The 15,404-nt window shown below is 61.1% G+C and carries 9 protein-coding genes; 7 read left to right on the top strand and 2 right to left on the bottom strand.

Going from position 1 to position 15,404, the window contains the following annotated elements:
* The first annotated feature begins 201 nt into the window (after positions 1–201).
* From C8C94_RS04895 to C8C94_RS04885, 3 genes are read left to right on the top strand one after another with little or no spacing between them, the layout of a single operon-like run.
* Positions 202–3,066, top strand: a complete 2,865-nt coding sequence (locus C8C94_RS04895) for a type I restriction-modification enzyme R subunit C-terminal domain-containing protein (RefSeq protein ID WP_121419927.1) — start codon at positions 202–204, stop codon at positions 3,064–3,066.
* Positions 3,063–4,439, top strand: coding sequence for a restriction endonuclease subunit S (locus C8C94_RS04890; RefSeq protein WP_147433230.1), 1,377 nt, complete (start codon positions 3,063–3,065; stop codon positions 4,437–4,439). The genes C8C94_RS04895 and C8C94_RS04890 overlap by 4 nt, the downstream gene beginning before the upstream one ends.
* A gap of 54 nt (positions 4,440–4,493) precedes the next feature.
* A complete protein-coding gene (locus tag C8C94_RS04885) occupies positions 4,494–6,398 on the top strand; it encodes a DUF262 domain-containing protein (protein ID WP_121419925.1) in 1,905 nt (634 codons plus the stop codon).
* A 202-nt stretch (positions 6,399–6,600) separates the two neighbouring features.
* Here the strand turns inward: C8C94_RS04885 and C8C94_RS04880 are convergent, their stop codons facing one another.
* A complete protein-coding gene (locus C8C94_RS04880; protein ID WP_082437481.1) occupies positions 6,601–7,569 on the bottom strand; it encodes an IS1595 family transposase in 969 nt (322 codons plus the stop codon).
* Between the two features lie 175 nt (positions 7,570–7,744).
* On the opposite strand from C8C94_RS04880, the gene C8C94_RS04875 reads away from it, so the two are divergent.
* From C8C94_RS04875 to C8C94_RS04860, 4 genes are all read left to right on the top strand, one after another.
* Entirely contained in the window at positions 7,745–8,443 is a 699-nt protein-coding gene (locus C8C94_RS04875; protein ID WP_121419924.1) for a hypothetical protein, read from the top strand.
* Positions 8,436–9,146, top strand: a complete 711-nt coding sequence (locus C8C94_RS04870) for a hypothetical protein (protein WP_121419923.1) — start codon at positions 8,436–8,438, stop codon at positions 9,144–9,146. Before C8C94_RS04875 ends, C8C94_RS04870 begins: the two co-directional genes overlap by 8 nt.
* Positions 9,146–10,642: a class I SAM-dependent DNA methyltransferase gene (locus tag C8C94_RS04865; RefSeq protein ID WP_121419922.1), complete on the top strand. Its 1,497-nt coding sequence runs from the start codon at positions 9,146–9,148 to the stop codon at positions 10,640–10,642. Before C8C94_RS04870 ends, C8C94_RS04865 begins: the two co-directional genes overlap by 1 nt.
* Positions 10,643–10,825: 183 nt before the next feature.
* The gene (locus C8C94_RS04860; RefSeq protein ID WP_121419921.1) at positions 10,826–11,182 is read left to right on the top strand and encodes a hypothetical protein; all 357 of its coding nucleotides are present in this window, start codon (positions 10,826–10,828) and stop codon (positions 11,180–11,182) included.
* Between the two features lie 45 nt (positions 11,183–11,227).
* Here C8C94_RS04860 and hrpA read toward each other — a convergent pair whose 3' ends face one another.
* Positions 11,228–15,304: an ATP-dependent RNA helicase HrpA gene (gene hrpA, locus C8C94_RS04855; RefSeq protein WP_121422703.1), complete on the bottom strand. Its 4,077-nt coding sequence runs from the start codon at positions 15,302–15,304 to the stop codon at positions 11,228–11,230.
* Between the last annotated feature and the right edge of the window lie 100 nt (positions 15,305–15,404).

Here is a 15,404-nt window from a genome sequence, read left to right as displayed (position 1 = left end):
CTAGATGGCCCACCTGCACCAAGCAAGGGGAATGCCCCCATGATCGTCACCCATGTGACGCATGGCTCCCCGCCAAAGGTCGGGCTGATACGCATTGTTCACGCAAGCACATGGCCGTGTGCTCGCAATCCATCGCTCTGCCACAAACCATTAACCAAATGTATCGGTCGCACCTAGAATGGCCCGCAGGGAGGACCACGCATGACGCCAGAGGCGAAGGCCAGGCAAACCATTGATGCACTGCTGACAGCGGCAGGCTGGAGCGTGTGCAACGTTGCAGACGCCAACATCCACGCAGCCGTGGGCGTGGCAATTCGTGAATTCCCCCTGAACCCCGGCTTTGGCTATGCCGACTACCTGCTCTACATCAACGGCAAAGCCTGCGGCGTGATCGAAGCCAAGAAAGAAGGCGCCACCCTGACTGGCGTAGAGCTGCAAAGCAGCCGCTACGCCAAAGGCCTGCCCACCACCCTGCCCGCCTGGAGCCGCCCCCTGCCCTTTGTGTGGGAAAGCACGGGCGTAGAAACCCACTTTACCAACGGCCTGGACCCCGAACCCCGCGCACGCAGCGTGTTCGCCTTCTTCCGCCCTGAGCTGCTGGTGCAATGGCTGGCGCTGCTGCCACCAATGATGAACGGCAACGGCGTCAGCGAACCACCCAGCACCTTCCTGGCCCGCATGCGCAACATGCCCAAGCTGGTGACCGAATGGGGCAGCGGCGGTGCGCACTACCAGCTGTGGCCCGCCCAAATCGGTGCCATCACTAACCTGGAAAAATCCCTGGCCGCCAACAAGCCCAAGGCCCTGATCCAGATGGCCACCGGCAGCGGCAAAACATTTACCAGCATCGGTTTCATCTACCGCCTCATCAAGTTTGGCGGTGCGCGCCGCGTGCTGTTTTTGGTAGACCGGGGCAACCTGGCCCGCCAGACCAAGAAAGAGTTTGACGCCTACGCCAGCCCCTACAACAACTACAAGTTTGGCGAGGAATACATCGTCCAGCACCTGCAGGGCAACCAGCTCGACACATCCGCCCGCGTGGTCATCTGCACCATCCAGCGCATGTTCAGCATGCTCAAGGGGCGCGAGCTGGCCGACGAGGCCGACGAAGAAAGCACCGAACGCATCGAAAGCCTGTTCAAAGACCCCGAGCCCATTGGCTACAACCCGGCCATCCCCATCGAGAGCTTTGACATTGTGGTGACGGACGAGGCCCACCGCAGCATCTACAACCTGTGGCGCCAGGTGCTGGAGTACTTTGACGCGTACCTCATTGGCCTGACCGCCACGCCCAACAAACAGACCTTTGGCTTCTTCAACCAAAACCTGGTCATGGAATACGGCCACGCCCAGGCCGTGGCCGATGGCGTGAACGTGAACTACGACGTGTACCGCATCAAAACCGAGGTGGGCGAAAGCGGCGCCAAGGTAGACAAAGGCTTTTGGTTAGAGACGCAAGACAAAGCCACCCGCCGCAAAACGGCCTGGCAGCTGGACGACGACTTTGAATACCAGCCCGAAGAGCTGGACCGCGCCGTGCAAACGCCCGACCAGATCCGCACCGTGGTGCGCACCCTGCGCGACCGCTGGCAGCCCGACATGTTCCCCCAGCGGCAAGAGCTGCCCAAAACCCTTATCTTTGCCAAAGACGACAACCACGCCGAAAAAATTGTCGAAACCCTGCGCGAAGAGTTTGGCCGGGGCAACGAGTTTGCGCAAAAGATCACCTACCGCAGCGCCCAGGGCGGCGGCACCAGCCCCGAGCAGCTCATCAAAGACTTCCGCTCCAGCTACTACCCCCGCGTGGCCGTCACCGTGGACATGATTGCCACTGGCACCGACATCAAGCCGGTGGAAATCGTCGTCTTCATGAGAAGTGTGAAAAGCCGCAGCTTCTTCGAACAGATGAAAGGCCGTGGCGTGCGCGTGTGCAACCCCACGGACCTGGCCGCCGTCAACCCCGGCGAAAACATCAAAAAAGACCACTTCGTCATCGTCGATGCCGTGGGCGTGTGTGAGCGCGACAAAACCGACAGCCGCCCCATGGACGCCAAAAAGAGCGTGCCGCTGGACAAACTGCTGCAAGCCGTGAGCCTGGGTAATGTGGAAGACGAGGTGCTGAGCAGCATCGCCGCCCGCCTGGCCCGGCTGGACAAAGACGCTACTGACGCCGACCGCGCCAAGGTGGTGGAGCTAAGCGGCGGCAAAACCCTGCGCGACCTGGCGCGCGGCATTGTAGAGGCCTTAAACCTCAATAACGACATCGACGCCACCCAAGGCATGCCGCCCGCCGAGGCAGAGCAGCGTTTAAGGGATGCTACAAGGCCTTTCTGCGCACCTGCATTGCGCGAGCAGCTATTAAAAATGAAGCAAAAGGCAGACTTGGTGATCGACGTGGTCACCCAAGACACGCTGCTGCATGCTGGCTTTAGCGAAGGCAGCGACCGCGCCACCGCCTTGGTGCAGAGCTTTGAAGACTTCATCACCCAGCACAAAGACGAAATCACCGCTCTGCAAATTTTGTACAGTCGCCCCACGCGCGCGCCGCTCAAGTTTGAAGACGTCAAAGCCTTGGCCGACGCCCTGCACGCCCCGCCGCTGAACATAGACGAAGGCGCCCTGTGGCAGGCCTACGCCACCCTGCGCAAAGGCGCAGTGAAAGGCGCCACGCAGCGCCGCCTGCTCACCGATCTGGTCAGCCTGGTGCGCTTTGCCATGCAGCAAACCAACGAACTGGTGCCCTACCCCGAGCACGTGCAGGCCAACTTCAAAGCCTGGCTGGCCCAGCACCAATCCGCAAACCCCGCCGTCCGCCCTGAGCCTGTCGAAGGGCATAGCACCGCCGCTGCCGTTCAGGCTGAGCCTGCCGAAGCCCCTTTCACCCAAGAACAAATCCACTGGCTAGAAATGATCCGCGACCACATCGCCGCCAACCTCGGCATTGAAATAGACGACTTTGAATACGCCCCCTTCAACGCCCAAGGCGGCCTGGGCAAAGTGCACCAGCTCTTTGGCGCGGAACTGCCCAAGGTGATTGAGGAACTGAATCGGGAGTTGGCGGCGTGAATGAAGTGCTTTCACTGGGCGAGGTAGTTCGCCCCAACCGTCCGCGCGTAAAACCAGAGTCGATGCCCGACGCACCGTTCATTGGCATGGAGCACGTGGAAGCGCACACCATGAAGTTGTTGGGCACTGTGCCTGCAGCGACCATGAAAAGCTCGGCCGTTCACTTCAAACCTGGCGATGTTCTGTATGGTCGTTTGCGCCCGTACCTGAACAAAGTTTTCCGCCCAACCTTCGAAGGCTTGTGTTCTGCGGAGTTCATTGTTTTCCCCGAGAACGAGCGCATTGATGGGCGATACCTTCAGTACTTTTTGAACTCCGGCACATTCGTTCGGTTTGCAACACATCTCAATGCGGGGGATCGTCCTCGGGTCGATTTCGATCAAATCGCCCCGTACCCGATCCCAGTGCCGACATTGGAGCGCCAGCGCGAAATCGTCGCCGAACTCGAAAAACAGTTCTCCCGCCTCGATGAAGCTGTCGCCAACCTCCAGCGCGTCAAAGCCAACCTCAAACGCTACAAAGCCTCCGTCCTCAAAGCCGCCGTCGAAGGCCGCCTTGTAGAAACCGAAGCCACCCTGGCCCGCCGCGAAGGCCGCGCCTACGAGACCGGCGAGCAGCTTTTGCAGCGGATTCTTGAGGAGCGGCGGGTGAATTGGGCGGGCAAGCGGAAGTACCGCGAACCAGTGACTCCTGAAACCGAGGCACTGTCTGAACTACCTGAAGGCTGGGTATGGGCATCGCCTGAGCAGGTGTCGGCAGGCGAACCATATTCATTGGCGATTGGTCCTTTTGGTAGCAGTTTGAAGGTGAGCGACTACAAAACCGAAGGTGTGCCTTTGGTCTTCGTGCGCAATATCCGTTCTGGGTCATTCGGTGGTGAAAACACTGTCTACGTCACTGCTGATAAGGCTGTAGAGCTTTCTGCACATTCGGTGGAGGCAGGCGACATTCTTGTGACCAAGATGGGGGACCCACCGGGGGATGTGTGTCGCTATCCGGCGAATCGCCCACCTGCCGTGATTACCGCCGATTGCATCAAGTTACGAGTAATCAAACTCGGCATCGATCCGTCATTTATTGAGTACGCCATGGCCTCGCGGGTCGTTCAAGACCAAATCTTAGGGATCACCAAAGGCGTTGCGCAGTTGAAAGTCAATTTGGCGAACTTCAGCTCTATTGCATTGCCTGTACCGCCTCACGCAGAGCAAGCACGAATCGTCGTCGAAGTCGACCGCCACCTGTCCATCATCCGCGAAGTCGAAGCCGAGGTCGACGCCAACCTCCAGCGCGCGCAGGCGCTTCGGCAATCTGTATTGCAACGTGATTTTTCAACGGCGTCGCCAAATGCCGACGCCCTGCAACCTACACACTGATTTGTTAAGCCACACCCATTAACGACTTAATTGAAAGAAGAAGGTCAAATCCCCATGGCAGGTTCCACTTTTCAAACTAACCCCTATGACTTGTCCAAGTTGCTGGAGGACTGCCATCGTGGTGTTCTACAGCTCCCAGATTTTCAGCGGAGCTGGGTTTGGGACGAGGACCGCATCAAAAGTCTGATCGCGTCGATTTCGCGCTCATTCCCAGTGGGTGCATTGATGACGCTCGACACCGGAGGCGATGTCAACTTCAAACCTCGGCCAGTGGAAGGCGCGCCCGCCGCAGCGAAAGACATGAAGCCGAATTCGTTGCTCCTCGATGGGCAGCAGCGCATGACGTCTCTTTATCAGGTGACCATGCGGGGCAAAGTAGTTGAAACAGTGACGCCCAAGAAAAAGAAGGTCAAGCGTTGGTTTTATATCGACATTCGCAAGGCGCTGGACCCATCTGTGGACCGGGAAGAGGCCATCCTGGGCGTGCCCGAAGACAAGATTGTGCGAGGCGAGTTTGGGCGAGAAGCGGGACCCGATCTTTCAACCAGCGAACAAGAATACAAGCTACTCATGTACCCGGTTTCAAAGGTATTTGACTGGGATCGCTGGCAGGACGGCTTTGATAAGGCATGGCCCGGTGATTCCAACGAATCGGTGCGTGAAGAATTTCGCCGTTTTAAGCGTGATGTCCTGGAGAACTTCAAGTACTACCGGGTTCCCGTCATCGCGCTCGATCGTTCAACCACCAAAGAAGCCGTATGCGTCGTCTTTGAGAAAGTGAATACAGGCGGCAAGCCCTTGGACGCTTTCGAGTTGGTGACCGCCATGTATGCAGCCGAGGGCCATGAACTGCGCAAAGACTGGTACGGCGATGATGGCCACAAAGGACGTCACAGCAGGTTTGTGGAAACCTTGCGGCCAGCTGGCTTGGAAGTCGGAATCATTGCCAATGTTGGAAACACCGATTTTCTGCAAGCGGTCTCTTTGTTTTATACCCGCGAGCGTCGGCGGGAAGCAGAAAAAGCAGGCAAGCAGGGCAAGGAACTGCCAGCAGTCACTGGAAACCGCCAAGCCTTATTGGACCTTCCGCTAGCCGCCTACAAGCAGTATGAAGAGCAGGTGGAGCAGGGATTCTTGAAGGCGGCGAAGTTTCTCCACATGCTTCACATTTATCGCATTTTCGATCTCCCCTATCAGTCGCAAATCGTGCCGCTGGCCGCCATCCTTGCGGACATCGGATCGGACTGGGAGCATGAGGCTAATCGCGCAAAGTTGGTTCGCTGGTACTGGAACGGTGTTTTTGGCGAGCTTTATGGCTCAGCTGTCGAAACCCGAATCGCAAAGGACTTCACGGAAGTACCGGTGTGGCTGAGAGGCGGGCCAGAGCCCTCGACAGTAAGCGAGACGATGTTCCGCGCAGATCGACTCAAAACCATGCGTATGCGTCTCTCCGCCGCCTACAAGGGAATCAATGCCTTGTTGATGAAAGAGGATGCCCAAGACTTTCGTTCAGGGCAAAAATTTGACCACACTGTTTTCTTCGGGGAGAACGTCGATATTCATCACATCTTCCCTCAGGACTGGTGCAAAAAGCAGGGCATCAAGCCGTCGGTGTTCGACTCCATCATTAACAAAACCCCGCTGTCGTTCAGGACCAACCGGATCATTGGCGGCGTGGCCCCATCGGTCTATCTAAAGAAGTTGGAACAGGGTGACCCAACAACGCCCGGTATCGATCCGCAAAAGCTGGACACGTACCTCCGTTCGCACCTGATCGACCCACCACTGCTTCGCGCCGACAGTTTTGAGTTATTCATGGCTGATCGGCAAAAGCGGCTGCTGGCATTGATTGAGCAAGCCACTGGAAAAGCGGCCTATGTGGGAGAAGCCGGGGAAGATGGCATCGAAGTCGAAGCAGACGACGATGCAGTCGAAGCCGACATGACGATCACCGCGTGACCTCAGAGCTAAACCATTGCTGATCGATGAGCACACTCTCATAGTCCCCACATCGATGCTGTGGGGTCGCCAACCCTCTGAACGAACGGCTGCAGACCGAAAAAGATTCAAGAAACCGAAGTGGCACAGTAAGCCAATCACTTCATTTTTGATAGCTGGTAGCGCTTGATACATAAGCGCTAGAGGCCATTTTCAGGCTCTTCTAGCGAATGCTAGTGACGTCTTGATTCCCCATGGCCGCACCCAGCACCAGCGCGGGCTGTGGGCCCATCGGGCCTGATCGGTCCAACAACCTGAACCACCCCAGGTACGAATCAAGGTATTTCGTTGCAACGCCCTTGAAGTGCTGCATCCAGCCGCGCAGCCTGCTGACATAGGCATTGACGTTCTGCACATGCCAGGGGCCGCTCACCCGCTGGCCCCGGCTCACGTTCACTGCCTGGTGCTGCACACCCAAGAGCCGCGCTGCACTGGCCAGAGTGACGCTGCCATCGGTGCACAGGATGGTGTCCGGTGGCAACAAGGGCTTGAGTGCCGCTTGCACACTGACGGCCTTGTTCGTCTCCAGGATGAGGTTGACCGTTGCTCCCGCACGGTCTCGCGCCATCAGTACGGGTGTGTACTCCGAACCCTTGCAGCCAGCCAGCGCTTTACCTCCCCGGCGACGGGCCTTGCGCAGCAACCCTCTTTGACCCTTGCAGGAGACCAGGAAGTAGGACTCATCGGCCTCGGCAATGCCCACAAGCTGGCGAGCCTGCTGGTTGCTTGGGCAGGCCAGGAAGCGGTGACGCCAGCGAAAGGCGGTGCTTTGTGCCACGCCCAGGCGCTGGGCCACCTGATTGAGCGAGAGGCCTTCGCCCAAAGCTTGTGTCTGACCCATCCACTTGTCCCGCAGATGCAAACGCGCCAGCGGTGTTCCAGTCAAGGCGTTGAAGGTGCGCGCGCAATGGCGGCACTTGAAGCGTTGAAGCCCATTGGCCGAGCCGTTCTTGACAAGCAGGGAACTGTTGCAATGCGGGCAAGCCCGGGAACCGCCGCTGTGCGCTTCTACAACGGCGATGGCTTGACTGTGATCGAGCAGCACCTGCAGGGAGCTTGCCAGTTGCTGGCGCTGGTGGTGCGTCAGCTGGGGCAAGCTGTGGATCAAGCGCGTCATCTGTTGCTGTCGCATGGCCTTCTCCTGGGGCAGACGCAAAGGCGTCGTACCTTAAAGATCAGGGCCATGGGGCGCGATTAAAGAGGCATCACTAGCATTCGCTAGAAGAGCCCATTTTCAATCATAGCCTTGCCACTGACGCCAGATCAGTTTATATTCAATATTCGCGATTTGCGAATATTGAATACTCATGCAACTCAAGCCCCAAGACTTTCTGGTCGCCCTCAAGCTCGTCGCCTGGGGTGAGCAACGCTGGACGTATGCGCGGCTAGCGCAAGAGCTGGGCATCAGCGTGTCGGAGGCGCATGCCTGCATCAAGCGCGGGTTGTTGGCGGGGCTGTTGCTGCCTAACCGTGAGCCGGCACCTGCTGGCAGCACGGGTGGTCCCGATGCAAACAAGGTGGGCAGCGACATGGCCGCACAAGAGCCCCTGGGCATTTACCGCGTCACCCGCAAGCGGGTGCGCCGTGCAGCCCTGCCGGATGATGCGGAGGCGGCAGCCGACAACCCGGTGCGCCCCAACGCACGCAACCTGGCGGAGTTTGCCTTGCATGGGGCCAAGTACGCATTCCCTGCCGTCAAGCTGCCGCTGGTAGCCGGTGTGCCCACCAGCCACAGCGCGCCCGCCTTTGCCGGGGTGTTTGCGCCGGGTAGCACCGATTTTGTATGGCCGCACCCCAACGGCACGGTGCGCGGGGTGGGCATAGAGCCGCTGCACCCTGCCGTGCCCTTTGCGGCAATGCAAGACGCCAAGTTGTACGAGCTGCTGGCGCTGTTTGACGCCCTGCGCGTGGGCAAGGCCCGCGAGCGTGGCATGGCGCTGGAGCGGCTGCAGGCGCTGATCGACCCCGAGTCGGTCCCCAGAACCAAAGGCCCATCGTATGGCTAACCCCAACCTGGAACTGTTGCTGGGCATCGCCCGCGCCATGGGGCCGCTGTGCGAGCAGGTGGTGTTTGTGGGCGGCTGCGCCACCGGCTTGCTGGTAGACGATGCGGGCTTGATGGATGTGCGCCCCACCGAAGATGTGGACGCCATTGTGGAGGTGGCTACATTGGGCGCTTACCACCGCCTGGCAGAGCAGCTGATGCAGCGCGGCTTTACGCAAACCATGGCAGACAATACGCCGCCCTTTCGCTGGTTTTGGCACCGCATGCAGCTGGACTTGGTGCCCTTGGATGAAAAGGTGCTGGGCTTTGCCAACCCTTGGTACCGCGTGGGGTTTGACGAGGCGCTGACGGCCACGCTGGGAGATGGACGGGCAGATGGGCTTGGGGATGGACTGGTGGTACGGCACCTGTCGGCACCGCACTTTTTGGCGACCAAGCTGGAGGCCTTCAAAGACCGTGGCGGCAACGATGTGTACTTGAGTCACGACCTGGAAGACATCATGACCGTGCTGGAGGGCCGCGCCGCTGTGGCCCGCGAGGTGGCCGCCGCCAGCGCACCCGTGCGCCAGCATGTGGCGCAAGCAGCCGCAGCGCTGCTGCAAATGCCCGCCTTCCACAACGCCCTGCCCGGCCTATTGAGCGACCCCGAGCGCGAACCCACCGTGAAAGCCCGGCTGGCACAGATTGCAAGATTGAAAGACTGATGAACACTACCACCCACTCCCTCGTCCAGAAGCTCTGGAACTACTGCAACGTGCTGCGCGACGACGGCATGAGCTATGGCGACTATGTGGAGCAGCTGACCTACCTGCTGTTCCTGAAGATGGCCGACGAGCGCTCGCAACCGCCCTACAACCAGCCCAGCATCGTGCCTGCAGCCTACGCCTGGCCCACGCTGCTGGCCAAGGACGGCGACGAGCTGTTTGACCACTACCGCCATGCGCTCGAAAGATTGGGCCAAGAGAAAGGCACGCTGGGCCTGATTTTTGGCAAGGCGCAAAACAAGTTTCAAGACCCGGCCAAGCTGCGCCGCGTGATTGTGGATTTGATCGGTGCCGAGACCTGGACGATTCTGGGCGCGGATGTAAAGGGCGACGCCTACGAAGGCCTGCTGGAGCGCAACGCGCAAGACACCAAGAGCGGTGCGGGCCAGTACTTCACGCCCCGGGCGCTGATCCAGGCCATGGTGGAGTGCATGGCACCCAAACCGGCCGAGCGCATTTGCGACCCGGCTTGCGGCACGGGCGGCTTTTTGTTTACCGCGCACAACTACATCACGGCCCACAACAAGAGCCTGACGCGCGACCAGCTCAAGCACCTCAAGGAGAAAGCCTTTACCGGCTACGAACTGGTGCAGGCCACAGCCCGCGTTTGTGCGATGAACATGATGCTGCACGGCATTGGCTCTGAAAAATCCGTGCCCGTGGTGGTGGGCGATGCGTTGGCGGCTGACCCTGGCGAGCGTTTTGAGGTGGTGCTGGCCAACCCGCCGTTTGGCAAGAAGAGCAGCACCGTCATCGTGGGCGAAGACGGCCGCACCAGCACCGAAAAAGACACCATCGAGCGCGACGACTTCTGGGCCACCACCAGCAACAAGCAGCTCAATTTTGTGCAGCACATCAAGACGTTGCTGACCACGCACGGACGCGCGGCGGTGGTGCTGCCCGACAACGTGCTGTTTGAAGGCGGCGCGGGCGAGACCATTCGCAAAAAGCTGCTGCACGAATGCGATGTGCACACGCTGCTGCGCCTGCCCACTGGCTTGTTCTACGCCCAGGGCGTGAAGGCCAATGTGCTGTTCTTTGAAAAGAAACCCGCCAGCGAAACGCCCTGGACGAAGCAGCTGTGGATTTACGACCTACGCACCAACAAGCACTTCACGCTCAAGACCAACCCGCTGACCCGCGCGGACCTGGACGAGTTTGTGGCGCTGTACCGCGCGGATAGCCGCCAGCAGAGGCAAGCCACATGGTCGCCCGAATCAGCTGATGGCCGCTGGCGTGCGTACAGCTACGACGAGCTGGTGGCGCGGGACAAGACCAGCCTGGACATCTTCTGGCTCAAGGACGAATCACTGGCCGACAGCGACAACCTGCCCGCCCCGGGCGTGATTGCGCGCGAGATTGTGGAAGACCTGGAGGCAGCACTGGCGCAGTTCAGACTGATTGCGGGCGACCTGGGAGAGGCTGTGGAAGAATGAGCGCGCAAAAGCTACCTCTCTGCTGACGGTACAGCGAGCTACGCCTGCCTGCTGCTTTCTTGGCCTGTTGCTTCTTCCGCTGGTATCCAGCGACGGGCATCAGAAGCATCTTGCGCATGAGTCAGGGCGGCCAACGACACTCGCCGCATCGCCCATACACACTCAGGCCCCTCATTTCACGCCATGCTGACCTTCCTTTACTACGCGCTCATGCTCCTTGTTGGCTACGTGTGGTACCGGTATGGGCAAAAGCTGCTGAACCAGGGTCTGCGGGATGAGAACGATGAGCTCACCAAACCTCCGGTCGGGCCTATCGGCTTTCTGCTCGTTGCTGCTGTGGCGTGCTACCTGTTGTTCGCAGCCCTGCGCGCATTGGTTCTGCGCGAGATTCCGTGCGTCGGCAAGGGCTGCGCGGGGCAGATCTACACACTCGCGGAGCACGCTGGCCCGTACTGGGCCAACCTCTTCTTCTTGGTGTGGCTGGTGCTGGCGCTGGGCTATGCCATGTATGTAACCGTCAGGATCTGGACCAGACCCTAACGCGCGGGCCGCAGGCCTGACCTCGCGCAACCCACAGACCACGGCTCAGCTGTTGACCTGCGCCCACAGCTTGTCCAGCCGCTTCACGCTCACCGGCTGGGGCGTGCGCAGCTCCTGCGCAAAGAAGCTCACGCGCAGCTCCTCCAGCAGCCAGCGCAGCTCTTGCATGCGCGCATCCACCTGCCCCTTGCGCTCGGCCACCAGGCGCCAGTAGCGCTGCTCTTGCGGGCGCAACTCGGCCAGCTTGGCAGCGTCACGGGCGGGGTCAGCGCGGTATTTATCCAGCCGGAGCGTGATGGCTTTGAGGTAGCGGGCGTAGTGGGCCAGTTGCGTCCACGGCGCCACGGCAATGAAGTTCTTGGGCACCAGGCGCTGCAGCTGCTGCAGTGCGTCCGCAGTGGCTTCGGGGGCGTTTTTGGTGTCCTTGATCTTGCGGGCGGCGGCTGCGTATTCGGTGAGGATGGTGGCGGCCAGGCGCGCCACCTCATTGGCGATCAACGTGAGGCGCCCCCTGCCCTCTTCCACGCGGCGTTTGAAGGCAACTTCGTCGGTGGGCAGCGGGTCGAGCAAAAAGGCCCGGTCCAGCGCCACGTCGATGATCTGGGTGCGCAGCTCTTCCTGCGTGCCCAGGGGCATGAACGCTACGGCCATTTTCTGCAGATCGGGGATGTTTTTTTCCAGGTACTTGAGCGCGTCCTTGATCTGCAGCGCAAACAGGCGGCGCAGGCCCGCGCGGTGTTTGGCGGCGGCGACTTCGGGCTCGTCAAAAACCTCGATGGTCACAGCGTCGCCGCCGTCGATGAGCGCCGGAAAGCCGATCAGCGTCTGCCCGGCCTTTTTGATCTCCATCAGCTCGGGCAGCTCGCCAAACGTCCAGGTGATGTAGCGCTGGCCTGCGGGGGTCGAAGGGTTGACGCTCGCAGGTTTCGCTGTGGCGGGCGCTGCCCCCTTTACTCCTGATTTAGTAGCTGCTTGCGCTTTACCATCAAGCACTGGAGGCATTTTTGACTCATTTTTTTCACTCTCTGCTGCCCCACCACTGAGCTTGAGCCCTGCCAGCGCCTGGAATGCGCCGCGCGCCTTGGCACCCCATTCGGCCTTGAGCGCGCCCAGGTTGCGGCCATGGCCCAGCTGTCGGCCGTGCTCGTCCACCACGCGGAAGTTCATGAACAGGTGGGGGCTGAGCATGTCGAGCTTGAAGTCCGCCCGCTTCACATCCAGCGAGGTCTCGTCGCGCACCTGCTTGAGCAGCACATCGGTGAGGCTGCCGGTGCCAAAACGTTCGGGCGTGCCCAGCAGCTCGGCCAGGCGGGTGGCAGACTCGGGCAGCGGCACAAAGCGGCTGCGTGGACGCTGCGGCAGGCTTTTGAGCAGCGCCTGGATCTTGTCCTTGAGCATGCCGGGCACCAGCCACTCGCAGCGCTCGTCGCTCACCTGGTTGAGCACGAAGAGCGGGATGGTCACGGTGATGCCGTCGCGCGGGTCGCCGGGCTCGTGCAAATACGTGGCGGCGCAGTCCACACCGCCCAGTCGCACGGTTTTGGGAAAAGCGTTGGTGGTGATGCCAGCGGCCTCGTGCCGCATCAGCTCATCGCGGGTGAGCTTGAGCAGCTCCGGGTTCTTTTTGCTCTCATCGCGGTACCACGCCTCAAAGCTGTGGCCGCTGCACACCTCGGGCGGCAGCTGCTGGTCATAAAAGGCGTAGATGAGCTCGTCGTCCACCAGCACGTCCTGGCGGCGGGACTTGTGCTCCAGCTCTTCGACCTTGGCAATGAGCTTCTGGTTGGCGGCCAGGAAAGGCAGCTTGGTCTCCCAGTTGCCGCCCACCAGCGCCTCGCGGATGAACACCTCGCGCGCAGCGTGCGGGTCTACCTTGCCGAAGTTCACGCGGCGGTTGTTGTAGACCACGATGCCGTAGAGCGTGGCGCGCTCCAGCGCCACCACTTCGGCAGACTTTTTCTCCCAGTGCGGGTCGAGCAGCTGCTTGCGCAGCACATGCCCGCCAATCTGCTCCAGCCACTGCGGCTCAATGGCCGCAATGCCCCGGCCAAACAGACGCGTGGTTTCCACCAGTTCCGACGCCACGATCCAGCGGCCGGGCTTCTTGTTCAGGTGCGCGCCTGGGTGTTTGTAGAACTTGATGCCGCGCGCGCCCAGGTACCAGTCTTCCTCGTCACTCTTGGCGCCCACGTTACCCAGCAGCCCGGCCAGCATCGACAGGTGCAGCTGCTCGTAGCTGGCGGGCTGGGTGTTGATCTGCCACTTGTGCTCGGTGACCACCGTGAGCAGCTGGGTGTGGATGTCGCGCCACTCGCGCAGGCGCCGGATGCTGATGAAGTTCTGGCGCAGCAGCTGCTCGTACTGGCGGTTGCTGAGTTTGTGAGTCGCAGCGGGGACGGCGGCGGGTACAGCAGGCGCTGCGGCAGGACTGCCCCCGCCACTGCGCTGCGCCACCGGCAAGTAGGCCTGCGAAGGCGCTTTCTGCGCGGCCATCGCCTTCTGGGCACGGGCCGATGGCAGGCTGGGTGCTCCGCCCCGCGCTTCGTTGATCCATTTCCACAGCTTGAGGTAGCCGCTGAACTCGCTCTTGTCGTCGTCGAACTTGGCGTGCGCCTGGTCGGCCTGCTGCTGCGCCTCCATGGGACGGTCGCGCACGTCCTGAACGCTCAGGGCGCTGGCAATCACCAGCACTTCATCAAGCGCCTTGCGGTCGCGCGCCTCGATGATCATGCGGCCCACGCGCGGGTCCAGCGGCAGTCGCGACAGTTCCACGCCCATGGGGGTCAGCTCGTTGGCGTCATCCACCGCACCCAACTCGGCCAGCAGCTGGTAGCCGTCGGCAATCGCGCGGCCCGAAGGCGCCTCGATGAAGGGGAACTGCGTCACGTCGCCCAGATGCAGCGACTTCATGCGCAGGATGACGCCTGCCAGCGATGACCGCAGGATTTCGGGGTCGGTAAAACGGGGGCGGCCATTGAAACCGGCCTCGTCATAGAGGCGAATGCAGATGCCGTTGGCCACTCGGCCGCAGCGGCCAGCACGCTGGTTGGCGGCGGCCTGGCTGACGGGCTCGACCAGCAGCTGCTCGACTTTGCTACGGAAAGAATAGCGCTTCACGCGCGCTGTTCCTGCGTCAATGACGTACCGCACGCCTGGTACGGTGAGCGAAGTCTCGGCCACGTTGGTGGCCAGCACGATGCGGCGGCCCGTGTGGCCGTCAAAGATGCGGTCCTGCTCGGCCTGACTCAGGCGCGCGAACAGCGGCAGCACCTCGGCATTGCGCATCACGGGCTGGTGCGACAGGTGCTTGCGCAGGTGGTCGGCGGCCTCGCGGATCTCGCGTTCGCCGGGCAAAAAGACCAGGATGTCACCGGCCGCATTGCCTTGCCACAGCTCGTCCACACCATCGGCAATGGCCTCGTTCAGGCCGTAGTCGCGGCTTTCTTCAAAAGGGCGATAGCGCTGCTCCACCGGGAAGGTGCGGCCCGACACCATGATGACGGGGGCCGGGCCCTTGGCCGACTCAAAGTGCTTGGCAAACCGGTCCGCATCAATCGTGGCCGAGGTAACGATGACCTTCAGATCAGGCCTGCGCGGCAGGATCTGGCGGATGTAGCCCAGCAGGAAGTCGATGTTGAGGCTGCGTTCGTGCGCCTCGTCAATGATGATGGTGTCGTAGTTCTTGAGCAGCGGGTCGGTCTGCGTCTCGGCCAGCAAGATACCGTCGGTCATGAGCTTGACGGAGGCATCGCGCGACAGGCGGTCCTGGAACCGCACCTTGAAGCCCACCACATCACCCAGCGGCGTGTTCAGCTCTTCGGCAATGCGCTTGGCCACGCTGCTGGCCGCAATGCGCCGCGGCTGGGTGTGGCCGATGAGCTGGCCCTTGGTGCCTGGCTTGGCGTTGCACTTGCCCCGGCCCAGCGCCAGTGCAATCTTGGGCAACTGCGTGGTCTTGCCTGAGCCCGTTTCGCCGCACACGATGATGACCTGGTGCTTCTTGATGGCCTCCATGATCTCTTCGCGCTTGTCCGATACGGGCAGGGACTCAGGAAAGGTGATGCGCAGCGGCGCAGTGCGCGGGGCGGTTGGCAAGGGGTGGGGAGGCGGGGATTCGGTCATGGAGGGCTGCATTATCCGAGCCGGGCGTTGGCCGCGTGCAACACGGGCCATGCGCGCGGTTGCCAGCCCGGGTGCGGGGCTTCCACAATCGCGCCTCGAC

The organism is Acidovorax sp. 94 (genome assembly GCF_003634645.1).
Taxonomy (GTDB): Bacteria; Pseudomonadota; Gammaproteobacteria; order Burkholderiales; family Burkholderiaceae_C; genus Acidovorax; species Acidovorax facilis.
This window is presented reverse-complemented; position numbering and strand designations above follow the sequence as displayed.

What these genes read in the sequence shown, in the direction of transcription:
- C8C94_RS04865 (WP_121419922.1), top strand. Translation starts at nt 9,146, where the DNA reads ATGAACACTACCACCCACTCCCTCGTCCAGAAGCTCTGGAACTACTGC.
- C8C94_RS04870 (WP_121419923.1), top strand. Translation starts at nt 8,436, where the DNA reads ATGGCTAACCCCAACCTGGAACTGTTGCTGGGCATCGCCCGCGCCATG.
- C8C94_RS04875 (WP_121419924.1), top strand. Translation starts at nt 7,745, where the DNA reads ATGCAACTCAAGCCCCAAGACTTTCTGGTCGCCCTCAAGCTCGTCGCC.
- C8C94_RS04880 (WP_082437481.1), bottom strand. Translation starts at nt 7,569, where the DNA reads ATGCGACAGCAACAGATGACGCGCTTGATCCACAGCTTGCCCCAGCTG.
- C8C94_RS04860 (WP_121419921.1), top strand. Translation starts at nt 10,826, where the DNA reads ATGCTGACCTTCCTTTACTACGCGCTCATGCTCCTTGTTGGCTACGTG.
- C8C94_RS04895 (WP_121419927.1), top strand. Translation starts at nt 202, where the DNA reads ATGACGCCAGAGGCGAAGGCCAGGCAAACCATTGATGCACTGCTGACA.
- hrpA (WP_121422703.1), bottom strand. Translation starts at nt 15,304, where the DNA reads ATGACCGAATCCCCGCCTCCCCACCCCTTGCCAACCGCCCCGCGCACT.
- C8C94_RS04885 (WP_121419925.1), top strand. Translation starts at nt 4,494, where the DNA reads ATGGCAGGTTCCACTTTTCAAACTAACCCCTATGACTTGTCCAAGTTG.